Raw genomic sequence first — 21,073 nt, 5'->3', positions numbered from 1 at the left:
CTGCCGAGGCCGCGCCCATGAGCGCTGAAATGCCCACCGCCCGCCTGGTCCGCCGGCTACTGCTGCTGGTGGCGGTGATGTTCGCCTTTGGCTTCGCCCTGGTGCCGATCTACGACGTGATGTGCAAGGCGTTCGGCATCAACGGCAAGACCGCCGGCGCCTACAGCGGCGCGCAGATGGCCGACGAGGCGCGCCAGGTGCGCGTGCAGTTCCTCGCCACCAATGCCGCCGGAATGGTCTGGGAGTTCCAGCCGCTGGCCGACCAGCTCGAGGTGAACCCCGGCGCCAACCGCGAGATGCGCTTCATCGCCTACAACCCGACCGACAAGCCGATGACCGCGCAGGCGATCCCCAGCGTGTCGCCGTCGCGGGCCGCGGCCTACTTTCACAAGACCGAGTGCTTCTGCTTCACCCAGCAGGTGCTGCAGCCCGGCGAGCGCATCGAGATGCCGGTGCGCTTCATCGTCGATCGCGACCTGCCGGCCGACATCCGCCACCTGACCCTCGCCTACACGCTGTTCGACATCACCTCCCGCCAGCCTCCGGTCGCCGTCCACGACGCGACTTCAGCCAAGGAGCGTCTGCAATGAGCCACCAGAGCACGCACGAGCAGTACTACGTCCCGGCCCAGAGCAAATGGCCGATCATCGCCACCGTAGCCTTGCTGGTGACCTTCTTCGGCCTCGGCACCTGGTTCAACGACCTCAAGGCCGAACGCGCCGAATCCAGCGGGCCGCTGATCTTTTTCGTCGGCGCCCTGCTGATTGCCTACATGATGTTCGGCTGGTTCGGCTCGGTGGTGAAGGAAAGCCGCGCCGGGCTCTACAGCGCCCAGATGGACCGCTCGTTCCGCTGGGGCATGAGCTGGTTCATCTTCTCGGAGGTGATGTTCTTTCTCGCCTTCTTCGGCGCGCTGTTCTACATCCGCTACTGGGTCGGCCCCTGGCTGGACGGCGAGGGCGACAAGGGCGTCAGCGCGATGCTCTGGCCGAATTTCGAGTACAGCTGGCCGCTGATGAACAACCCGGACCCGAAGCTCTACCCGGCGCCCGAAGGCACCATCAGCCCCTGGGGCCTGCCGCTGGTCAACACCATCCTGCTGGTCAGCTCCAGCTTCACCCTGACCTGGGCGCACCATGCGCTGCGCAAGGGTGACCGCAGCAAGCTGAAGCTCGGCCTGGGCGTGACCATCCTGCTCGGTGCCGCCTTCCTCATCCTGCAGGCCGAGGAATACGTGCACGCCTACAACGAGCTCGGCCTGACGCTCGGCTCGGGCATCTACGGCGCAACCTTCTTCATGCTCACCGGGTTTCATGGCGCCCACGTGACCATGGGCACGATCATTCTCACGGTCATGTTCATCCGCATCCTGCGCGGGCACTTCGATGCCGAGCACCACTTCGGCTTCGAGGCGGGCGCCTGGTACTGGCACTTCGTCGACGTGGTGTGGATCGGGCTGTTCGTCTTCGTCTACGTGCTCTGAGGCGGTCAGCCGAACCCCGGCGTCAGCTGGCCGGACCAGAAGCCCCAGGCAATCAGCGCGAGGGTCACGGCGCTGAGCGCCACGCGCACGGTGAGGGAGACGAGCACACGCGAGGTGCGGCCCTCGTCGCGAACAAGAAAGAACAGGCCGCTGAACAAGCTGACCACTGTGGCTACTAACGACAGAACGATCGCCGCCTTGAGCATGAGCCGATCCACGACAGGGGTGATGGAGGTGCAGTATAGCCAGCCGAATCCATAGCCGGCGGAGCAGGCCATGAGCCGCTTCCGCCCCGGCCTGCTACCGAGCCTGCTGGTGCTCGCGCTGCTGCCGACGCTGGTCTGGCTGGGCTTCTGGCAGCTCGAGCGCAGCGAACAGAAGCGCGAGCTGCTCGAGCGTCAGGCCGCCCGCCAGCAAGCCGCGCCGGTCGCCGTCGAGCGCATCGACCTGCTCGACGACCCGGCCTACAGCCGGGTCTGGCTGCAGGGCCGCTTCGATGCCGAGCACAGCTTTCTGCTCGACAACCGCACCCGCGACGGCCAGGTCGGCGTCGAGCTGCTGCAGCCCTTCTTCGACGAGCCGAGCGGGCGCTGGGTGCTGCTCAACCGCGGCTGGATCCCCTGGCCGGACCGCCGCGTGCCCCCGCAATTCGATACCCCGGAGCAGCCACTGAAGCTGGCCGCCTGGGTGTACGCGCCCTCGCGCGAACCGTTCATCCTCAATCGCTGGATGTCCGAAGGCTGGCCACGGCTGATCAACCATGTCGCGCCCGACGAACTCTGGGCGCTGCTGGAGCGTCAGGGCGTCGACCGCGAACTGCGCCTGGAACCCGGCCCGGCGGCCTATCGCGCGGACTGGCCGGTGACCAGCATGAGTCCGCAACAGCACCTGGGCTATGCGGTGCAGTGGTTCGCCCTGGCCGCCGCGCTGCTCGCACTCTTCATCTATTTCGGCGTGCATCAGGCACGCAGGAGTCCCGCATGAACAGGCTCGCCTCCTTTCCAGCCGAAGCCCCGCGCCGCGGTCGCGGCCGTCTGCAACTGCTGCTGATCCTGGCCATCGTGCTGCTGCCGATGCTGCTGGCCTCGGCGATGTACCGCTTCGGCTTCTGGGTGCCGGACAGCCGCAACTATGACGGCGTGCTCGTCGCCGACGGGCGTGATCGTGCGGCACTTGGGGTCAGCGCGGCCGCCACGCATCGCTGGGAACTCCTGGTGACGGCCCCCGACGGCTGCGCGCAAAGCTGCCGGCAGCTGGTCTACCTGGCCCGGCAGATCCATATCGGCCTGGCGCGCGATGCCGCGCGTGCCGGCCATGCGCTGGCCAGCGCCGGCAGCCTGGATGCCGCCTACGAGGCCCAGCTGCGCGCCGAATATCCGCAACTCGCCCGTTATCCGCTGGACCCGGCCGCTTACCGCAGCAACGGCGAGCTGCCTGCCGGTGCCCAGCTCTGGATCGTCGACCCGCACGGCAACCTGGTCCTGCGCTACGGCAGCGAGGCCAACGGCAAGGCGATCCTCGAGGACCTGCGCCACCTGCTCAAGTCGTCGCAGATCGGCTGAGCGTGGCACTCAGGCGTTTCGCTGAAGTCCCACAACAACAGACGTGCCCAACACAAGGAGCAATCGATGGCCCGCCCCGGATTCCGCCTCGCGCTGCTCGCTACCCTGCTGGCCGGGGTCGTGGTGCTGCTGGGCGCCTATACCCGGCTGACCCACGCCGGGCTCGGCTGCCCGGACTGGCCGGGCTGCTACGGCTTTCTCGCGGTGCCGATGAGCGAGGCGCAACAGGCGCTGGCCGCCGAGCGCTTCCCGGCGGCGCCGCTGGAGGTCGAGAAAGGCTGGAACGAGATGGTCCACCGTTATTTCGCCGGCGGGCTGGGCCTGCTGATTCTCGCCCTGGCGCTGCAGGCGCTGCGCCGCCGCGGGCAACCGGGCCAGCCGCTGAAGCTGCCGCTCGTGCTGCTCGCCGTGGTCATCGCCCAGGCGCTGTTCGGCATGTGGACGGTGACCCTGCAGCTCTGGCCGCAGGTGGTCACGGCGCATCTGCTGGGGGGGTTCACCACCCTGAGCCTGTTGTTGCTGCTGTGCCTGCGCCTGGCCGACCGCTGGCCGGCGCTGGCTGGCGTGCCGGCACGGCTGCGCGCGTTTGCCGGCGCCGCGCTGGCTCTGGTGGTTCTACAGATCGCCCTGGGGGGCTGGGTCAGCAGCAACTACGCAGCGGTGGCCTGCATCGATTTCCCCACCTGCCATGGCCAGTGGTGGCCTGCGATGGATTTTGCCCGCGCCTATGACCTGACCCACCACGAGATCGGCTCCAACTACCTCGGTGGCCTGCTCTACGGCGAGGCGCGCACCGCCATTCATGTCGGCCATCGGCTCGGCGCGCTGACGGTCGCGCTGGTACTGCTGGCCCTGGCCTGGCAGCTCTACCGACACGGCTTCGGCCGGCTGGCGGCCCTCCTGCTCGGTGCGCTGGCGCTGCAGCTCGGCCTCGGCATCGCCAATGTCCTGCTGAGCCTGCCGCTGGCCGTGGCCGTGGCGCACAACGGCGGCGGCGCGTTGCTGCTGCTGGTGCTGGTAACGATCAACTACCGGCTGCGCCCGGCTCGCCTGCTCCAGCCGGCGAGTGCCAGCGACTCCCCGCTCCCACCCCGCACCGGCCGGCTCGAGCTGCCCGGTGCCTGATCAGAAGGAGACCTCCATGGCCACTCTACTCAGCGTTCGCCGCGGCCAGGCCGGCTGGCGCGACTACCTGGAGCTGACCAAGCCGAAAGTGGTGGTGCTGATGCTGATCACCTCGCTGGTCGGCATGTTTCTCGCCACCCGCGCCGGGGTGCCCTGGACGGTGCTGCTGTTCGGCAACCTCGGTATCGCCCTGTGTGCCGGCGGCGCGGCGGCGGTGAACCATGTGGTGGACCGGCAGATCGATTCGGTGATGGCCCGCACGCACAAGCGGCCGCTGGCCGAAGGCCGGGTCTCGCCGGCGGCGGCACTGACCTTCGCCTTCGTTCTCGGCGTCAGCGGGCTGGCCCTGCTGCTGACCTTCACCAACGCCCTCGCCGCCTGGCTGACGCTGGCCTCGCTGATCGGCTACGCGGTGATCTATACCGGCTTTCTCAAGCGCGCGACGCCGCAGAACATCGTCATCGGCGGGCTGGCCGGCGCCGCGCCGCCGCTGCTCGGCTGGGTCGCGGTGACCGGGCAGATCAGTGCCGAACCGCTGCTGCTGGTGCTGATCATCTTCGCCTGGACGCCGCCGCACTTCTGGGCGCTGGCCATCCACCGCAAGGCCGAGTACGCCAAGGTCAACATTCCGATGCTGCCGGTGACCCATGGCGTGCACTACACCAAGGTGCACATCCTGCTCTACACGGCGGTGCTGCTGGCGGTCAGCTTCATGCCCTACGTCATCCACATGAGCGGCCCGCTGTACCTGGCGGCCGCCGCCGTGCTCGGTGCGCGCTTTCTCTACTGGGCGATCGCGCTGTACCGCGACAGCCGGCCACATGCGGCGATTCGCACCTTCAAATTCAGCATCTGGTACCTGTTCGCGCTGTTCATCGCCCTGCTCGTCGACCATTATCTGCTGCTCAACGTCTAGCCATCGCAGGAGCATCGATGACCCGCATCCAGAAAACCGTCTTCATCCTCGTCGCGCTGGTCGCGCTGGTCGTCGGGCTGACGGTGTCGAAGGTGCTCAACAGCGAACGCCAGGCCGACCCGGCGGCGCTGCTCGACGCCGGCATCGTGCTGCTGCCGACGCCGCGCGAGGTGCCGGCGGTGACCCTGACCAGCCAGGACGGCGAGCAGGTGGCGGTCGATCGCTTCGAGGGCGGCTGGACGCTGCTGTTCTTCGGCTACACCTATTGCCCGGACATCTGCCCGGCGACGCTCGCCGAGTTGCGCCAGCTGCGCGGCCAGTTGCCCGAGCCGACCCGCGAAGCGTTGCGCATGGTGCTGGTCAGCGTCGATCCGGCGCGCGACACGCCGGCGCAGCTCAAGCAGTACCTCGACTATTTCAACGCCAACTTCCTCGGCCTGACCGGCGCGCCGGACGACATCCAGACGCTCGCCAACGGCGTCGGCATTCCCTACATTCCCGGCGACACCACCCGCGAGAACTACACCGTCGACCACAGCGGCAACCTGGTCATCATCGGCCCGGATGGGCGCCAGCGCGGCTTCATTCGCGCCCCGCTGAAGGTCGAGCGGCTCGCCGAGCGCCTGCCCGAGCTGATCGGCCCGGGCCGCTGAGCGAAGCCGGCACTCGCCCGGCAGGCGAACTTTGCTAAGGTGGCCGGCCGGCCCGAGTGGCCGGCCCGTTCCGCCGCTTTGTCCGGCGTTCGCTGACAAAGCCTGCAGATGAGTCCTCATGTCCTCGGTCGTCAACGTCGTTCTGCCCGTCTTCGCCATGATCCTGCTCGGCTACCTGTGCCGACGCAGTGGCCGCCTGGGGCCGACCGCCGCCTCCGAACTCAACCGTTTCGTGGTCTGGCTCGGCCTGCCGGCGCTGCTGTTCAAGATCACCGCCACTTCGCACTGGGCCGCGGTCTGGCAGCCAGGTTTCGTCGCCGCCTTCAGCGCAGGCTGCCTTGGCGTGTTCGCCTTCACCCTGCTCTACCGCCGCCTGCAGCAACAACCGCTGGTCGACGCCAGCCTCGACGCCCTTGGCGCGGCCTATGCCAATACCGGCTACATCGGCTTTCCGCTGTGCCTGCTGATCCTCGGCGAGGCCGCGCTGCAACCGGCGCTGGTCGCCACGCTGGTGGTCGTCTGCGTGCTCTTCGCCATTGCCCTGGCCTGCGTCGAGACCGGCCTGCATGCCGGCCAGGGCCTGGGCGCGACGCTGCGCAAGGTCAGCTCGGCGCTGCTGCGCAACCCTCTGGTGATCGCCCCGCTGCTGGGCATCGCCTGGGCGGCCGGCGGGCTCGAACTGCCGGCCGGCCTGCGCACCCTGCTCGACCTGCTCGGCGCTGCGGCGGCGCCCTGTGCGCTGGTTTCCCTGGGGCTGTTCCTTGCCCACACCCAGCCGGCGCGCGGCGAGGTGACCGGCGTCTGGCCGCTGGTCGCGCTGAAGCTGCTGGTCCAGCCGCTGCTGACCTGGTATCTGGCGGCCGAGGTGTTCGAGCTGGAGCCGGTCTGGGTCCACTCCGCGCTGCTGCTCAGCGCGCTGCCCACCGGCACCGGGCCCTACATGCTCGCCGAGCTGTATGGCCGCGAGGGTTCACGGGTGTCTCGCGTGGTCCTGTATTCGACGCTCGGCTCGCTGGTCACCCTCTCGCTCTGCCTGGTGCTGCTGCCGGTCTGACGCGACTGCTGTGCCAGGCCGCGTGGATAAGCCTGGCGGCGTTATCCACCCTACGCCACCTACCAACCGTAGGGTGGATGGCCGAAGCCATCCACGTGGTGCGAGGGCAGGCCCTGGGCGCTGGTGCCGGGTCGGTACGCGTGGATAAGCCTGGCGGCGTTATCCACCCTACGCCACCTGCAGACCGTAGAGTGGATGGCCGAAGCCATCCACGCGGTGCGAGGGCCGGCCCTGGGCGCTGGTGCCGAGTCGGTACGCGTGGATAAGCCTGCGGCGTTATCCACCCTACGCCGCGTGCCAACCGTAGGGTGGATGGCCGAAGCCATCCACGCGGTGCGAGGGCCGGCCCTGGGCGCTGTGTGCCGAATCGGTACGCGTGGATAAGCCTGCGGCGTTATCCACCCTACTCCGCCTGCCAACCGTAGGGTGGATGGCCGAAGCCATCCACGCGGTGCGAGGGCCGCCCCTGGGCGCTGTGTGCCGGGCAGGGACACGTGGATAAGCCTGGCGGCGTTATCCACCCTACGCCACCTGCCAACCGTAGGGTGGATGGCCGAAGCCATCCACGCGGTGCGAGGGCTGGCCCGGGCGCTGATGCCGGGTCGGTACGCGTGGATAAGCCTGCGGCGTTATCCACCCTACGCCACCTGCCAACCGTAGGGTGGATGGCCGAAGCCATCCACGCGGGCGGTGGTGGGGCCAGGCGAGGGGGTTGAGGCCCGTGGACCTATCCATCGGCCAGCGGGCGGGTGACCTCCAGCACGACTGCAGCGATGCGATCGCAAGCCGTGTAGGCGCCCTCCAGCAGTTCCTCACCGAACACGTCCGGGTCCATTTCCCGGTAGCGCCAGCTGAAATCGCGGCCCTCGAGGCGCTCGCGCACCGCGGCGAGGAAGGGGTCGGCGTTATCGAGCATCGCCACGCCGGTGTACAGCAGCAGGGTGCCGCCCGGCGCCAGGCGCGCCAGCGCCGCATCTACGATCGCCAACGACAGCCCTGCGCCGAGCGGGCCGCCGCCGTGGCGATAGGTGCGCTCGCCGGGATCGACCAGGTAAGGCGGGTTGGCCAGGATCAGGTCGAAGGCGCCCACCGTCTCGCCGAGCAGGTCGCTGTGCAGCGCCTGGAGGTTTTCGGCGCCGGCCAGGGCGGCATTCAGCCGGGTCAGGCGCAGCGCCGCCGGATTGATGTCCACCGCCAGCACCTCGGCCTGCGGCCGTGCCAGCGCGACCAGCACGGCACCGGCGCCCGATCCGCAGCCGATGTCCACCGCACGGCGGATCTCACCGCGGTGGTTGTCCAGGTGGCAGCGGATGGCGTTGGCGAAGCGATAGGTATCGGGGCCGAAGAACACCGCGTCGGCGGCCTCGGTGGGAAACGCCGAATGCGCGAACAGCTGGCCGTCCAGACGCGAGAAGCGCAGCCGGCTGCGCCAGCCCGAGCCGCTGGGTTCGAGCAGCTCCGCCTGGTCCATCAGGCTGAACAGCGCCGGCGGCAGCAGGTCGGCGTGAAACGGCCGGTTCCAGCCGAACACCCCGGCCAGGTCCTCGGCCATGCGGTTTTCCGGGCGCTCGTTGACCCGGGCGTGGGTCAGCGGCGTCGGGGTGATGAAGTGATAGCCGCGCTCGTCGAGCGAACGGGCCAGGGCGAGCAATGCGCGTTCCTGCGCCGTGTGCGTGGTCATCTGGTTTCCCTGCGATGTCAGTTGAACAGCCCGCTGAACAGCCGCGTGGCCAGAAGGCCCGCGGTATGGTGATGACGGGTCGGCGCGAGCAATGGCAGCAGGTGGCGCAGGCGCGCCTCGCGGCTGGGCAGCTGTGCCAGTTGTTGCTCGAGCAGCTCGGCTTCGGCATCGAAGTCGCCGCCCTCGGGCCGCGCCGCGACCGGCCCGGCCGGCCGCTCGGCAGCTACCCGGCGCCGGCTGTTGAAAAGGGCCTGGCGCTGGGCCAGCCGCTGGCCGGGCGCCGCCGGCGCCTGCGCGAGCGAACCCCCAGCGATCCAGTCATGGATCAGCTGCTGCTCGTGGTGGCTGAAGACACCGAACATCGGCGCCTGCTCACCGGCGATCAGCTGCCAGAAGCGGCTGTCCTGCGGGTCCTGATGGCGGCGGATCCAGCCGCGTCGCTCCAGCGTGGCGAGAAAATCACCGACCGCCCCGGGCTCGGCCAGCCACTGGTTGACCGTACGCCCGTCGAAGCGGCAGTAATCCGAATGCACGAACTGGCCGACCGCCGCCTTCTTTTCCAGCACCCGCTGGACTTCCTGCTCGATGTCGAAGCCGTCGATCACCGACAGCGTGCTGGCCCCCAGCTCGTTGAGGCGGTAGCCATTGCGCACGCGCCGCATGAACGCGTCGCGGTCGCCGACCTGCGGCAGCGCCGCGCGCAGCCCTTCGAGCGCCTTGCGCGCATGGCCGTTGTCAGCGTTGTCGACGGTGACGTGCAGGGTGAAGTAGTAGGGGTCGATGCCCAGCTCGGTCAGCTCGTAACTGGTGATCAACAGGTGCAGCGGCAGCTGCTCGTAGCCCAGGTTGAAGCCGATCACCTCGGGCAGGAAGCGCTCGGCGTTGCAGCCCAGCGCCAGCTGGATCGCGCCCTGGACGAAATGCTCGTCGTCGAGGCTCTGCCAGTCGTCGCAGCCCTGGCTCGCCAGCAGCTTGCGGTAGAGCACCACGTGGTTCTTGTCCGGCTGGCCCTCGCCCAGTTCCTCGAGGTAGGTCTGGATCAGCAGGGTGAAGCGCGGATCGTCCCAGCGCTGCAGCAGCCCGTACAGCCAGGCGCCGTCGACCAGCTTGGTCGGCGCCACGCCGCGCAGGAAATGCAGCGCGTGAGCCTTGCCGCCGAAATAGCGCCGTGGCGCGCCGGCGCGCCGTTCATCGAGGTAGCTGCGGTACCGACGGCCGACCTCGGCGGTGTGCGCCTCGAGCCAGGCATCCAGCTCGGCGAGCGATTCCGGCAGGTCGCAAGGCAACCCGGCCGCCGCTTCGAGACGGCTTTCCAGATAAGCGGCAGCCGCCGCGCGCGCAGGTTCCTCCGCCTCGCTCTCGAGCAGCGCGAAGTACAGCGCCCTGGACTCTGTCGCGGGGCTGGAAGGCGCTGGCGAGACAGCGCCGGGCAGGCAGGTAGAAGTCAGTTGCATGTGCGTATCGACCGGACTCTTGTCCAGGTTTTGGCCGGGGGCTGGCGGTTTGGTTCACGTCAGCCGCCGGATGGCGTGCAACTTCGGCATGCGCCGTCCGCCTAAACACTCGGGCCGGCAGGTCGCCGGCGCACAGCGAGGAGATGGCACATCATGATGGTCAGCGAACGAACGATCTTCGTCAGCGAGCGCGGGCGAGAGAGCATTGAATCGATCAACCAGACGCCGGGCCCCAGCGAGCAGGACCCGGAAACCAGCATCACCAATGGCGAGGTCTCCGGTGGTACCGAATACGACGTGCCGGGCGGCGCCTACAACGTGCCACCGGGAATGGCCGACGAGGTCAGCGACGAGGAAGCGCTGCACCAGGAGCGCCGTCCGTGCACACCCGAGCGCTAACTCTGGGCCGCCAACGGCAGCAATACCAGCGAAGACCTGGCGGCCATCGCCAACGAGCTGAAGACGCTCGAAGGCACCATTCTCAGCTTCGCCAACGTGCGCGACGAGGAAGGCCGCTACCTGTTCGCCGGCACCCTCAGCGACCGCCCGGCGGTGACCTTCGACGCCGCCAGCGACAGCTACCAGCTCAGCGGCAACGCCGGGCATAGGCAGGCCGCAGTGGCCAACGGCGTGCTGGTCGAAGAGAACGTCACCGCTGCCGAGATCTTTGGCGGCGGGGTCGACATGCTCAACCGCCTGCATGAGCTGGTCGCGATGCTCGAAGACCCGGCGCTCGATGCCGGCGACCCGGCGGTGCGCAGCCAGATCAGCGCCACCATGGACGCCCTGGACCTGACCCACGGCGAATTGCTCGGCGCGGTGACCGACCTCGGTGGCCGGCAGAACACCCTTACCCTGCTGACCGGCAGCAACGAAGACGTCTCGCTGGTGAACCAGAAGATCGAAGGCGAGCTGTCGACGCTCGACTACGCCGGCGCCAGCATCGACCTGAACAACTACCAGCTGTCGCTGCAGGCCACCCAGAAGACCTACCTGAAGATCAACGGCCTGTCGCTGTTCGGCCTGCTCTGACCGGAGGCCGCCATGAAGATCGACAAGCAGTTACCCGCCATCGGCGCGATCGACCCGCAGGAGCGGCGCCAGCCGCTTGCCACCGAGCGCCGTGCCCGCCAGCCGCAGCGCCGCGAGCTGGACACCGCCACGGCCGAGGCGCGCGCGCGCAAGAGCACCAGCTTCAGCCTGCAGCTCAACCAGCAGCTGTCGTCGATGCAATCGGCCGAGAACTACCTGGCCGACCTGCATGGCCGGCTCTCGCAACTGAAGCTGAGCCTCGGCCGCGAGCTTGGCGCCGCCAGCCCCGGCAGCGGTGCCGAGGCCATCGGCGAGCAACTGGAAGCGGTCGGTACGCTGCTGGGGCAACGCCGCGAGCGCTCGGCCGAGGCGCTGGACGCCGACTTCCGCCTGCGCCTGAACGAGCCGGTGCGCAGCCGCTTCACCCTTGCCGGCCTGAGTTCGCCGGAGGCGATCCGCGAGTCGGGTGCCGAGACGCTGGTCTTTCGCGCCGGCCGGCAGCTGGCCGAGCCGGTCGCGGTGGTGCTCGACGAGGCCATGAGCGACGAGCAGATCCTGCGCCGCTTCAATGCCAGCCTCGGCCAGGCAGGCATCCGTGCCGAACTCGACGACGGCGGCCAGCTGCGTTTCTCCGCGCGCGAGAGCCTGTGGGACGCGCTCAAGGGCGAGCTGGCGGTGCGTGGCGAGGGCAAACTGTTCGCCGGCGAGCGCTTCCAGCGCGTCGACAGCCATCAGGAGCAACTGCTGGAGCTGCCGGCCGCGCCCGCACTCGATTCGTTCAACGAGCTGCGCCAGGTGTTGGACAAGGTGGTCGCCGCCCTCGACCGTATCGCCAGCCTGCGCGACCAGCTCGGCCAGCGGCAGAAGGAGATCCGTGAATTTCTCGCCCGCCAGGCCGACCGCGACGAGAAACAGTGGGCGCTGGACTTCTCGCGCTCGGTGTTCAACCTGATGCAGCGCAGCCCGTCGAGCTACGCCGCCGTCACCCAGACCGTCGCCGCCCAGGCCACGCTGAGCCGCTTCACGGTCGTCAGCCTGCTGTCCTGAGCGCAGGCGCCACGGTGCGCGGGCCGGTTTGCCGCTACGGCGCGAAGAACTCGATCGCCGAGGGCCGCGCCAGCCGAAGCCGTTGCACGGTCTCGCCGAGCAGGCCGCTGGCCGGATCGCGGCGGAACACCACCAGGCTGTCGCCGAACTGATTGGCCACCAGCAGGAAGCGGCCGTCCGGGGCGATCGCCAGTTCGCGCGGCTCGCGCCCTTCGCTGTCGCGCTTTTGCAGCAGCTGCAGCCGGCCGTCGGCGGCAATCGCATAGACCAGGATGCGGTTGGCCTCGCCGCGATCGGTGACATAGAGAAAGCGCCCATCGCTCGAAGGCCGTATCGCGCCCGGCGAGTGCCGGTTGGCCGCGCCCGGCTCGGCGAGGTCGATCAGCTCGCGCAGCTGCAGACGGCCGTCATGCACAGCCAGCTGCGCCACCTGCGCACTGAGCTCGAGGGTCAGCCAGGCGTGCCGGCCGTCGGCCGAGAAGGCCAGGTGACGCGGGCCGCTGCCGGGCGGCAGCGTCAGGCGGGCCGCCTCGTCCAGGCTGAGCGGCCGCTCGCGCTGGGCCGGGTCGTAGCGGTAGGCGACCAGCTGGTCGGCGCCCAGGTCGCTGACCCACAGCCGCTTGCCGTCCGGGGCGAACAGCGCCTGGTGCACATGTGCGCCCTGTTGGCGTGGGTGCGCACCGCTGGGCTGGTGCCTGGCGAGCTGGGTCACCGGCAGCGGTTCGCCCGCTTCGCCCAGCGGCATGACCGCCAGCTGGCCGCCCGGGTTGGCGCGCGAGCCGTAGTTGCTGACGAACAGGTAGCGCCCGTCCGGGCTCAGGCTGGCATGGGTCGGCTCGTCACCCAGGCTCGGCGTGCGGCCGAGCGGCTGGAAGCGGCCCTCGTCGTCGAGCCGCCAGGCGCTGACCCGGCCCACCGGGTCGGCGTGCCCGGGGGCGTTCTCGTTTGTCGCGTAGAGCCGTCCGCGGCGCCGGTCGAGCAGCAGCCAGGAGGGATTGTCGCTGGCCAGCGTCTGCAGCGGCCGCTCGGCGATCTGCCCGCTGGCCGGGTCGAAGCGCAGGCGCAGCACGCCGGGGCTGGAGCTGTCGTGGGTGTAGCTGCCGATCAGAAGATGCATGTCGCCGCTCGCTGCCTGTACTGGCGCCGCCAGCAGCAGGCCGAGCGCCAGCGCAAGGCCCGCACGGGCACGCCGGAGAAACCGCGGGGGCTGCTTGTGCGGCTGGGTCGAAGTCATGCGACTATGACCGCCGTCATGGCTCGACGCTCCGTCGAGTCGGTATCGCGCTGCCGTAGAACCGCCCCTGGCGGAGTCATGTCTATGTTCAGCCGGGTGGACGCCGGCGCTGCCCCCAGGAATTACCGAGACCATGGATCATTTGCTTCCCGTGCAGCTTGCCGAGCTGCAGAAAATTGCCACCAGCCTGGCCGAAAGCCGGATCGCACCGCTGGCCGCCGAGGTCGACGCCGAGTGCCGCTGGCCGGCGCATGCCATGCAGGCGCTGGCCGAGGCCGGACTGCTCGGCCTGCAGGTGCCCGGCGAGCTCGGCGGGCTGGGCCAGGGCCTGCTCGGCCTGTGCGTGATCACCGAAGCGATCGGCCGCGCCTGCCCGTCCTCGGCGCTGTGCTTCGGCATGCATTGCGTGGCCACCGCGGTGATCGCCGCCAAGGCCACCGAGCATCAGCGCGAGCACTACCTGCGCGACATCGCCGCCGGGCGCCATATCACGACGCTGGCGCTGTCCGAACAGGGCACCGGTGCGCACTTCTACCTGCCGGAAACGCGCCTGCGCGCCGAGGCGGACAGCTTTGTCGTCGACGGCACCAAGCAGTTCGTCACCAGTGGCGGCCACGCCGATTCCTACGTGGTTTCCACCGTCGCCGCCGGCGGCGAGGCCGGCGACTTCAGCTGCCTGGTGGTCGACCGCGACAGCCCCGGCATGCACTGGCTGGATGCCTGGGACGGCTTCGGCATGCGCGGCAACTCCTCGCGGCCGCTGCGCCTGGAACAGGTCCGGGTGCCGGCGCAGAACCTGCTCGGCGAGCCGGGCGATCAGGTCTGGTACGTGTTCGAGGTGGTCGCACCGTTCTTTCTCATCGCCATGGCCGGCACCTACCTGGGCGTCGCACAGGCCGCGCTGGACGAAGCCGAGCTGCACCTGCGCCAGCGGCGCTACAGCCATTCCGGCGAGGCGTTGCTCGACGTGGAGGCGCTGCAGGTACGCTACGGCGAACTCTGGACGGCGCTGGTCAAGAGCCGGGCGCTGGTGCGCGAGGCGGCACGGCGCGGCGACGGCGCCCATCCCGAGGCGCTGCCCTTCATTCTCGCGGCGAAAGCCGACGCAGCGGAGACCGCCGTGCGCCTGACCAACGAAGCGATGACCCTGTGCGGTGGCGCCGCCTACCGGGCGAACAGCCGCGTGGCGCGTCTGCTGCGCGACGCGCGTGCGGCGCACGTGATGACGCCGACCACCGACCTGCTCAAGCTCTGGACCGGGCGCAGTCTGCTCGGCCTGCCGCTGCTATGAACCCCGAGCTGCAGCTCGATTGCCTGGCGCTGCTCGACGACGGCGACCTCGCACTGCACCAGCGGGTCGCCGCGCTGGCCGCCGAGCGCCACTGCCAGCTGCGCCTGTTCGACCCGGCCGGCGAGCTGCCGGGCGACGCGCCGGAGCCGGCGCTGGTCATGCTGGCGCCGGGCCTGCTGCGCCCGGTCAGCCTGGCCCGGCAGCTGCGCATGCGCTGGAAACGCAGCCAGCTGCTGTTCCTCAGCACCGATGCCGAGGCGAGTACGCTGCGCCGCGAGCTCGGCCCGGCGCCACTGCTCGGGCCGCACTGGTCGATCGTCGAGAGCGCTCAGCTGCCGCGGGTGCTCGACCAGACCCTGGCAGACGTGCGCCGCCGTGCCCGCCTGCGTACCACCCTGGCGCGCGCCAACGCCCACATGGACGCCGCGCAGGCAGCGGGCAAGCGCTCGCCGGCCGAGGCCGACCTGTATCTGCACCATTTCATCGACGCCGCGCGCGATGCCATCGTCGGCCTCGACAGCCAGCACGCGGTACTCTACTGGAGCGCCGGCGCCGTCGAGCTGTTCGGCCAGACCCGGGTGCAGACGCTCGGGCGCAACGCAGCCAGCCTGCCGTTCTGGACGCCGGCGCTCGGTGGTGCGCTGGCTAGCACGCTGCAGAGCGGCACGACGCGCACCCTGCAGTTCAACGACCCGGCCACTGGCCGCACGCTGGAAGCCGTGGTCGCGGCCGTCACCGCACCGCAGGGCGACGTGGTCGGCGCGGCGTTGAGCCTGCGCGACGTCTCCGCGCTGGTCGCCGAGCGGCGCGCCAGCGAACGCCAGGGCCGGGTACTGACCGAGGAGCGCCGGCACCTGCAGCGCCTGTTCGATCAGGCGCCGGGCTTCATCGCCATCACCCAGGGCCCCGAACACGTCCTGCAGATCGCCAATCGCGCGTTCCATGAGCTGGTCGGCACGCGCGAGGTGATCGGCAGCCCGGCCTTCAAGGCCTTTCCGCAGCTCGAAAGCCGCGCCGTCGCCGACCTCCTGCAGCAGGTCTACGTCACCGGCCGGCCCTATGTCGGGCGCAATCTCGCGGTGCGCGTGCGCCCCGAGGGCGGCGGCAAGGCCGAGCGCCGCTTCGTCGATTTCGTCTTCCAGCCGGTGCTGACCGAGGACGACCAGGTCAGCGGCATCTTCTGCCAGGGTCATGACGTCACCGCCCAGGTGCTGGCGCAGGAAGAACTCCAGCGCTCGCGCGAACACCTGCTGGAGCTGGTCGAGGAGCGCACCCGCGAGCTGGAGGTCAGCCGCCAGGCGCTGTACCAGTCGCAGAAGCTCGAGGCCATCGGCAAGCTCACCGGCGGCGTGGCGCACGACTTCAACAACGTGCTGCAGGTGATCGCCGGCAACCTGCAACTGCTGCAGCCGCTGCTGCAGGACAACCGCCCGGCGGCCAAGCGGGTCGACGCCGCCAGCTCGGCGGTCGAGCGCGGGGCCAAGCTCGCCCGGCAGCTGCTCGCCTTCGCCCGCCGCCAGCCGCTGCGCCCGCAACCGACCAACCTGGCGCGTCTGCTGCGCGAGCTCGACGAGTTGCTGCGCCAGGCGCTCGGCGAGCGCATCGAGATCGAGACGGTGGTGGCCGGCGGGCTCTGGACCACCATGGTCGACGCCCACCAGCTCGAGCAGGTGGTGCTGAACCTGGCGATCAACGCCCGTGACGCCATGCCCGAAGGCGGCCGGCTGACCCTGGAGCTCGGCAATGCCATGCTCGACGAACTCTATGCCAGTACCCAGAGCGACGTGACGCCCGGCCAGTACGTGCTGCTGGCGGTGTCCGACACCGGCGTCGGCATGCCCGCCGAAGTCGTCGAGCAGGCCTTCGAGCCCTTCTTCACCACCAAGCCGGAAGGGCGCGGCACCGGGCTGGGGCTGAGCATGGCCTACGGTTTCGCCAAGCAGAGCGGCGGGCACATCCGCCTGTACAGCGAGCCGGGCAGCGGCACCACGGTCAAGCTCTACCTGCCGCGCACCGAGCAGCCGGAAGTGCTCGCCGTGCAACCGGCCGCCGGCCCGGTCGTCGGCGGCAGCGAGACCATCCTGGTGGTCGAGGACGACCTGCCGGTGCAGGCCACGGTGGTCGAGCTGCTCGAGGGGCTGGGCTATCAGGTGCTCAGGGCCAACGATGCGCAGGCGGCGCTGGGCATTCTCGGCAGCGGCCTGGCGATCGACCTGCTGTTCACCGACGTGGTGATGCCGGGGCCGGTCAGCAGCCCGGAGCTGGCCCGCCAGGCGCGCCTGCTGCAGCCCGGCATCGCGGTGCTCTTCACCAGTGGCTACACGCGCAACGCCATCGTGCATGGCGGGCGCCTGGACGCCGGCGTGGAGCTGCTGAGCAAGCCGTATCGCCAGGAGGACCTGGCGCGCAAGGTACGCCAGCTGCTGGCCACGCACGAAACCGAGGCCCGGCCGGGCGAAGCGCCGCTGGTGATGGTGGTCGAGGATCAACCGGCGCTGCTCACGCTGACCGGCGAGATGGTCGAGGAACTGGGCTATCGGGTCCGGGGTTATGCCGATGCCGAGCAGGCCGAGCTGGCCCTGGGCGAGCAGCGCTTCGACCTGCTGCTGCTGGACGTCAACCTGCCCGGGCGCTCGGGCCTCGATTTCGCCGTGCAGGCCCTGCAGGTTCAGCCCTGGCTGCGGCTGATCTTCGTCTCCGGCGAAGGCCGCATCAAGACGCGACTGCCGGCACGCTCGCTGCCCAAGCCGTTCAGCCTCGACCAGCTCGCCGAGGCACTGGCCGACTGAGCGGCACGGAGCGCTGGCCGCGGCCGCGCCACAGGCCCTGCAGGCCGAGCGCCGTCGGCAGGCCGAGGGCCAGCCAGCTCAGCCAGTCGCCGGCGCCTTCGGAGACCAGTCCGGCGATCAGCCCGAGCGCCGAGGCCAGGGCAATCGCCACCGGCCAAAGCCAGATGCGCATCATGCCCGCACCTCCGCCGTCGCACCGCGCTTGAGCCACAGGTACAGCCCGCTGCCCAGGACGACGAGGGTGAGGATGTCCAGCAGCGCCCAGAGGACCTTCAGCGGCAGGCCGGCGTAATCGCCGAAATGCAGCGGCTCGGACAGTTGCAGCGCGGTGACGTACCAAGGCCGGGGGCCCGCTTCGAGCACCTCGCCACTGGCCGGGTCGACCAGCAGCGCCTGGGTCAGGCGCGAGGTCAGCGGTGTGTCGCCGCGCAGGATCACCGCGACATGCTCCGGCGTGGCGCGCAGCGTGCCGGGGTAGGCAATCATCGACACCGCCATGCCGGGTGCGGCGGCCAGCACGCGGTCGACCGCGGTCTGCAGTGAGCCGTCGGCAGCGGGCGCCTCGCTGGCGTCGGCCGCGAGCAGCACGCGGGTCTCACCGGCTTGCAGTGCGGCGACCTGTTCGGCCTGCCAGGCCTGGAAGATCAGGTCTGCCCAGGTATTGATCACCCCGGTGAAGCCCACCGCCAGGGCCCAGACCAGGGTGACGATGCCCAGCAGGTTGTGCAGGTCCAGCCAGCGGGTGCGCGCGGTGCGTTCCTGACGTACCTCGCCGAAGCGAAGCTTGCGCATGAAGGGCGCGTAGAGCACCACGCCGGAGATGATCGCCACCATCAGCAGCAGGCCCATGAAACCGAGAAACAGCTTGCCGGCGAGCCCCGCGTAGAGGTCCACGTGCAGGCGGTACATCACGCTCATGAAGCCTTCGTCGAAGTTCGGCGCGCCGAGCACCTCGGCCGTGCGCGCGTCGGAAAGGATCAGCGTCGAGGCGCTTTCATCGGTGTCGACCCGCGTGTCGAGCTTGACGTACCAGACATCCGGCGCGTCTTCCTCGGCGAAGAGGTACAGCGGCACCAGCCCCGGATAGGCCTTCACCGCTTCGGCGGCGACCCGGTCGAGCGCAGCGCGCGGCGTGCCCTCGGGCATCGTCGGCGCTTCGATCTCGCTGCCGGCCAGGTGCTCGATCTCGTGCGAGAAGATCAGCGGCAAGCCGGTCAGGCACAGCAGCAGGATGAACAGCGTAGAGACGAGGCTGGACCACTTGTGGACCCAGCCCCAGCGCCGCAGGGTGACTGCCTGCATCAGAAGTCGACCGTGGCGCTGACCGTGAGCGTACGCGGGGCGCCGAGGACCAGGTAGTTGGCGTTCGGGTAGCCGCCCACCGAGGCCCAGTAGTCCCGCCCGGTCACGTTGTCCAGGCGCGCGCGCAGGGTCACGTCGCGCTCGTCGAGCACCATGCGGTAGCGGGCACCGAGGTCCAGACGCGTCCAGGAAGGCGCTTCCAGGTCATTGGCGGCATCGGCGTACTGGCTGCTGGTGTAGACCACGCGGCTGGTCAGGGTCAGGCCGTTGGTGCCCGGCACGTCCCATTCGCCGCCAAGGTTGGCCTGGGTGCGCGGCACGCCGATGGCGCGATTGCCTTCGTTGGCGCCGTCCTGGGTGCTGGTCAGCTCGGCGTCGAGCAGGGTCAGGCCGCCGAGCAGGCGCACGCCGTAGGTCGGCTCACCGAACACCGACAGCTCGATGCCGCGGTTGCGCTGTTCACCGCCGTCGGTGAACACGCCGTTTTCAACCGTGCTGAACGGACGTTCGGTGGTGAACAGCGCCAGGCTGCCGCCGAGACTGCCGCCGTCGTACTTGATGCCGACCTCGGTCTGCTCCGAAACGTAGGGTTCCAGCGCCTCGCCGGCATTGACGACGGCCACGCCACCGCTGCTGGCTGGCGCGATGTCGCCTTTGACCAGGCCCTCGATGTAGTTGGCATAGACCGACAGCTCGTCGGTCAGCTGATACACCACGCCGGCAACCGGGCTGTTCTTGTAGCGGTTGTACGAGGACAGCCGGTCAGCGCTGTTGTAGTCGTAGGTCTTGGCTTCGATGCCCTGGCGGCGCGCGCCGAGCGTGACCAGCAGGCGCTCGTCCATGAACCCCAGGGTATCGGCAATGGCCAGGCTCTGGGTCTGGGTGCGCTCGGTGACGTTGGGGTTGGACATCGCGCCGCCAAACCAGATCGCATCCGGCATCGCGACGGCGAACGGCTGGTAGATGTCCGCTGCGTAGTTGCCCGACATGGCGTAGGCGTTGCGGGCCTCGAGGTCGAACATGGCCGCCGACATTACCCACTCGTGTGAGACGTCGCCGGTCCGGCCGCGCGCGCGAAGGCCCACTTCGCTGGTGAATACTTCCTCCTCACGCACGTTGTCGAAGCGATAGAAGGTGCCCGATCCGGTGCTGCCCGCCTTCATGCTGGCCAAGCGGTTCTTCTCCTCGCCTTCGCGCACGCCGGCTGCGAGCCAGCCGGTCACGGCGTCGGAGAAATCGTATTCGGCGCGGAAGGTGCCAAAGGTCTGTTTCTCCTTCGAGTAGGTCCAGGGCTGGGCGAAGTTGTCGTCGGCATCCGGCGCGCTGGGAAGGCCGCCGTTGGGGGTCACGCTCGGCCGCGGCTGGTCGATGAAGTGGTACTGGTGGCCGATGTCGCCCGAGAGGCGGAGGTTGTCGCCCTGGTAGTCGAGGCCGAGGGCGAACATGTCGAGGGTGCGATCCTCGTCCTCGACCGTGGTCTCGCCGGCGCGCTTGGCCGCGTTCAGGCGTACGCCGAAGCGTTGCTCTTCGCCGAAGCGGCGGGCGATATCGGCATGGGTCATCGCCTGGCCGCCGCTCTCGGCGCCGAGGGTCAGACGCGTCAGCGGCTCGTTCGGCGCGCGCTTGGGCAGGATGTTGATCGCCCCGCCAATGCCGCTGCCGCCCGGCGCCGCGCCGTTGAGGAAGGTGTTGGCGCCGCGGAACACTTCCACGCGCTCGATGAATTCGGCGGCCACATACTGGCGTGGCAGCAGGCCATAGAGGCCGTTGTAGGAAATGTCGTCGGAGAACAGCGGGAAGCCGCGGACCACGTACAGCTCCTGGAAGTTGCCGAAGCCGCGGGCGACGCGCACCGAAGGATCGTTCTGCAGCACGTCGGACACGCTGCGCGCCTGCTGGTCCTGGATCAGCTGCGAGGTGTAGGACGTCGAGGTGAACGGCGTTTCCATGTAGTCGCGGTTGCCGAGGATGCCGACCCGGCCGCCACGGGCAACCTGCTCACCGGCGTAGGGCTGGGTCAGGCCGTCGGCCGAGGCATCGGCGCTGGCGACGATCTCGGTTGCCGGCAGCGCCAGCGGTTGCTCGGCCTGGGCCTTGGGGTCGGCAGCGGCGTCCCGGTCCGTCGGGGTTGCAGCGTAAGCCGTGCTGCCAATGGCGAGGCAGAGGGGCAGCAGGGCGTAGAAGTGACCGGGTTTGTTCGGATATCGGCGCATCGAAGAAGACCTGTGGAGGACCGGAAACGGGTGCGATTGGGCGCAATTGCAAAATGCTATATTTAGCAATAATGATTCGCAACTGTATTAGTGCCCAGGCACCCACCGCCGGTCGGCCTCGATGGCGCAAATGCACGACGGAAAACCCCAGGCAATGGCACGCCGAGCCGCAGCGCAGAGCGGCGCGCGTGTCAGCGGGGCGGGGAGGTCGATTGGCGCGGCCGGGAAAGGCCAGCG

The 21,073-nt window shown here is 69.4% G+C and carries 19 protein-coding genes and 1 pseudogene; 13 read left to right on the top strand and 7 right to left on the bottom strand.

The genetic code is table 11. The annotated features are described in order from the left end of the window. Positions 1 to 17: 17 nt before the first annotated feature. Both CL52_RS00400 and CL52_RS00395 read left to right on the top strand, forming a co-directional pair. A complete protein-coding gene (locus CL52_RS00400; protein WP_041109153.1) occupies positions 18 to 590 on the top strand; it encodes a cytochrome c oxidase assembly protein in 573 nt (190 codons plus the stop codon). Further along, positions 587 to 1,483, top strand: coding sequence for a cytochrome c oxidase subunit 3 (locus CL52_RS00395; protein WP_043217768.1), 897 nt, complete (start codon positions 587 to 589; stop codon positions 1,481 to 1,483). Before CL52_RS00400 ends, CL52_RS00395 begins: the two co-directional genes overlap by 4 nt. Before the next feature lie 5 nt (positions 1,484 to 1,488). On the opposite strand, the gene CL52_RS00390 is transcribed toward CL52_RS00395, so the two are convergent. After that, a complete protein-coding gene (locus CL52_RS00390) occupies positions 1,489 to 1,689 on the bottom strand; it encodes a twin transmembrane helix small protein (RefSeq protein WP_041109156.1) in 201 nt (66 codons plus the stop codon). Positions 1,690 to 1,759: 70 nt separating this feature from the next. On the opposite strand from CL52_RS00390, the gene CL52_RS00385 reads away from it, so the two are divergent. The 6 genes from CL52_RS00385 (at position 1,760) to CL52_RS00360 (ending at position 6,793) form a co-directional block, all read left to right on the top strand. After that, positions 1,760 to 2,467 (top strand): SURF1 family protein, encoded by a 708-nt coding sequence (locus tag CL52_RS00385; RefSeq protein ID WP_041109277.1) that lies wholly within the window; start codon positions 1,760 to 1,762, stop codon positions 2,465 to 2,467. Further along, entirely contained in the window at positions 2,464 to 3,045 is a 582-nt protein-coding gene (locus CL52_RS00380; RefSeq protein WP_043217764.1) for a PA_0111/PP_0108 family redox-active disulfide protein, read from the top strand. Before CL52_RS00385 ends, CL52_RS00380 begins: the two co-directional genes overlap by 4 nt. Before the next feature lie 66 nt (positions 3,046 to 3,111). Further along, the gene (locus CL52_RS00375) at positions 3,112 to 4,170 is read left to right on the top strand and encodes a COX15/CtaA family protein (RefSeq protein ID WP_043217762.1); all 1,059 of its coding nucleotides are present in this window, start codon (positions 3,112 to 3,114) and stop codon (positions 4,168 to 4,170) included. Between the two features lie 16 nt (positions 4,171 to 4,186). Further along, entirely contained in the window at positions 4,187 to 5,086 is a 900-nt protein-coding gene (cyoE, locus tag CL52_RS00370) for a heme o synthase (protein WP_041109161.1), read from the top strand. Positions 5,087 to 5,103: 17 nt separating this feature from the next. Then, entirely contained in the window at positions 5,104 to 5,739 is a 636-nt protein-coding gene (locus CL52_RS00365) for an SCO family protein (protein ID WP_041109163.1), read from the top strand. Between the two features lie 118 nt (positions 5,740 to 5,857). Continuing rightward, positions 5,858 to 6,793 (top strand): AEC family transporter, encoded by a 936-nt coding sequence (locus tag CL52_RS00360; RefSeq protein WP_043217758.1) that lies wholly within the window; start codon positions 5,858 to 5,860, stop codon positions 6,791 to 6,793. A 727-nt stretch (positions 6,794 to 7,520) separates the two neighbouring features. On the opposite strand, the gene CL52_RS00355 is transcribed toward CL52_RS00360, so the two are convergent. Both CL52_RS00355 and CL52_RS00350 read right to left on the bottom strand, forming a co-directional pair. Continuing rightward, the gene (locus CL52_RS00355) at positions 7,521 to 8,474 is read right to left on the bottom strand and encodes a methyltransferase (RefSeq protein ID WP_043217757.1); all 954 of its coding nucleotides are present in this window, start codon (positions 8,472 to 8,474) and stop codon (positions 7,521 to 7,523) included. A 17-nt stretch (positions 8,475 to 8,491) separates the two neighbouring features. After that, positions 8,492 to 9,928 carry an iron-containing redox enzyme family protein gene (locus tag CL52_RS00350; protein ID WP_043217755.1) on the bottom strand — a complete coding sequence of 479 codons (1,437 nt, stop codon included), beginning with the start codon at positions 9,926 to 9,928 and terminating at the stop codon, positions 8,492 to 8,494. A gap of 153 nt (positions 9,929 to 10,081) precedes the next feature. On the opposite strand from CL52_RS00350, the gene CL52_RS00345 reads away from it, so the two are divergent. The 3 genes and pseudogenes from CL52_RS00345 to CL52_RS00335 all read left to right on the top strand — a co-directional run bounded on the left by CL52_RS00345 (position 10,082) and on the right by CL52_RS00335 (position 12,007). Further along, complete coding sequence (locus CL52_RS00345) at positions 10,082 to 10,327, top strand: hypothetical protein (RefSeq protein WP_369806176.1); 246 nt, start codon at positions 10,082 to 10,084, stop codon at positions 10,325 to 10,327. After that, positions 10,328 to 10,960: pseudogene (locus tag CL52_RS00340) on the top strand (flagellin family protein); the annotation flags it as partial. Between the two features lie 12 nt (positions 10,961 to 10,972). Beyond that, complete coding sequence (locus CL52_RS00335; protein WP_043217751.1) at positions 10,973 to 12,007, top strand: hypothetical protein; 1,035 nt, start codon at positions 10,973 to 10,975, stop codon at positions 12,005 to 12,007. Between the two features lie 34 nt (positions 12,008 to 12,041). Here CL52_RS00335 and CL52_RS00330 read toward each other — a convergent pair whose 3' ends face one another. Continuing rightward, a complete protein-coding gene (locus tag CL52_RS00330; RefSeq protein WP_052264498.1) occupies positions 12,042 to 13,241 on the bottom strand; it encodes a lactonase family protein in 1,200 nt (399 codons plus the stop codon). A 133-nt stretch (positions 13,242 to 13,374) separates the two neighbouring features. Between CL52_RS00330 and CL52_RS00325 the strand changes: the two genes are divergently transcribed. Both CL52_RS00325 and CL52_RS00320 read left to right on the top strand, forming a co-directional pair. After that, positions 13,375 to 14,532: an acyl-CoA dehydrogenase family protein gene (locus CL52_RS00325; protein ID WP_043217750.1), complete on the top strand. Its 1,158-nt coding sequence runs from the start codon at positions 13,375 to 13,377 to the stop codon at positions 14,530 to 14,532. Next, positions 14,529 to 17,321, top strand: coding sequence for a response regulator (locus tag CL52_RS00320; RefSeq protein ID WP_043217748.1), 2,793 nt, complete (start codon positions 14,529 to 14,531; stop codon positions 17,319 to 17,321). Before CL52_RS00325 ends, CL52_RS00320 begins: the two co-directional genes overlap by 4 nt. Here CL52_RS00320 and CL52_RS00315 read toward each other — a convergent pair. From CL52_RS00315 to CL52_RS00305, 3 genes are read right to left on the bottom strand one after another with little or no spacing between them, the layout of a single operon-like run. Further along, the gene (locus CL52_RS00315; protein WP_043217746.1) at positions 17,284 to 17,496 is read right to left on the bottom strand and encodes a hypothetical protein; all 213 of its coding nucleotides are present in this window, start codon (positions 17,494 to 17,496) and stop codon (positions 17,284 to 17,286) included. The two genes, CL52_RS00320 and CL52_RS00315, sit on opposite strands and share 38 nt — an antisense overlap. Next, positions 17,493 to 18,623, bottom strand: a complete 1,131-nt coding sequence (locus CL52_RS00310; RefSeq protein ID WP_043217743.1) for a PepSY-associated TM helix domain-containing protein — start codon at positions 18,621 to 18,623, stop codon at positions 17,493 to 17,495. The genes CL52_RS00315 and CL52_RS00310 overlap by 4 nt, the downstream gene beginning before the upstream one ends. Beyond that, positions 18,623 to 20,836, bottom strand: a complete 2,214-nt coding sequence (locus CL52_RS00305; RefSeq protein ID WP_052264497.1) for a TonB-dependent receptor — start codon at positions 20,834 to 20,836, stop codon at positions 18,623 to 18,625. Before CL52_RS00305 ends, CL52_RS00310 begins: the two co-directional genes overlap by 1 nt. Between the last annotated feature and the right edge of the window lie 237 nt (positions 20,837 to 21,073).

It is taken from the genome of Stutzerimonas balearica DSM 6083, from assembly GCF_000818015.1.
GTDB classification, from domain to species: Bacteria; Pseudomonadota; Gammaproteobacteria; order Pseudomonadales; family Pseudomonadaceae; genus Stutzerimonas; species Stutzerimonas balearica.
The sequence above is the reverse complement of the archived record's forward strand: the minus strand, read 5'-3'. Positions and strand labels throughout refer to the sequence as shown.

Coding starts and splice junctions, on each gene's coding strand:
- CL52_RS00400 (WP_041109153.1), top strand. CDS start 18: ATGAGCGCTGAAATGCCCACCGCCCGCCTGGTCCGCCGGCTACTGCTG.
- CL52_RS00395 (WP_043217768.1), top strand. CDS start 587: ATGAGCCACCAGAGCACGCACGAGCAGTACTACGTCCCGGCCCAGAGC.
- CL52_RS00390 (WP_041109156.1), bottom strand. CDS start 1,689: ATGCTCAAGGCGGCGATCGTTCTGTCGTTAGTAGCCACAGTGGTCAGC.
- CL52_RS00385 (WP_041109277.1), top strand. CDS start 1,760: ATGAGCCGCTTCCGCCCCGGCCTGCTACCGAGCCTGCTGGTGCTCGCG.
- CL52_RS00380 (WP_043217764.1), top strand. CDS start 2,464: ATGAACAGGCTCGCCTCCTTTCCAGCCGAAGCCCCGCGCCGCGGTCGC.
- CL52_RS00375 (WP_043217762.1), top strand. CDS start 3,112: ATGGCCCGCCCCGGATTCCGCCTCGCGCTGCTCGCTACCCTGCTGGCC.
- cyoE (WP_041109161.1), top strand. CDS start 4,187: ATGGCCACTCTACTCAGCGTTCGCCGCGGCCAGGCCGGCTGGCGCGAC.
- CL52_RS00365 (WP_041109163.1), top strand. CDS start 5,104: ATGACCCGCATCCAGAAAACCGTCTTCATCCTCGTCGCGCTGGTCGCG.
- CL52_RS00360 (WP_043217758.1), top strand. CDS start 5,858: ATGTCCTCGGTCGTCAACGTCGTTCTGCCCGTCTTCGCCATGATCCTG.
- CL52_RS00355 (WP_043217757.1), bottom strand. CDS start 8,474: ATGACCACGCACACGGCGCAGGAACGCGCATTGCTCGCCCTGGCCCGT.
- CL52_RS00350 (WP_043217755.1), bottom strand. CDS start 9,928: ATGCAACTGACTTCTACCTGCCTGCCCGGCGCTGTCTCGCCAGCGCCT.
- CL52_RS00345 (WP_369806176.1), top strand. CDS start 10,082: ATGATGGTCAGCGAACGAACGATCTTCGTCAGCGAGCGCGGGCGAGAG.
- CL52_RS00335 (WP_043217751.1), top strand. CDS start 10,973: ATGAAGATCGACAAGCAGTTACCCGCCATCGGCGCGATCGACCCGCAG.
- CL52_RS00330 (WP_052264498.1), bottom strand. CDS start 13,241: ATGACTTCGACCCAGCCGCACAAGCAGCCCCCGCGGTTTCTCCGGCGT.
- CL52_RS00325 (WP_043217750.1), top strand. CDS start 13,375: ATGGATCATTTGCTTCCCGTGCAGCTTGCCGAGCTGCAGAAAATTGCC.
- CL52_RS00320 (WP_043217748.1), top strand. CDS start 14,529: ATGAACCCCGAGCTGCAGCTCGATTGCCTGGCGCTGCTCGACGACGGC.
- CL52_RS00315 (WP_043217746.1), bottom strand. CDS start 17,496: ATGATGCGCATCTGGCTTTGGCCGGTGGCGATTGCCCTGGCCTCGGCG.
- CL52_RS00310 (WP_043217743.1), bottom strand. CDS start 18,623: ATGCAGGCAGTCACCCTGCGGCGCTGGGGCTGGGTCCACAAGTGGTCC.
- CL52_RS00305 (WP_052264497.1), bottom strand. CDS start 20,836: ATGCGCCGATATCCGAACAAACCCGGTCACTTCTACGCCCTGCTGCCC.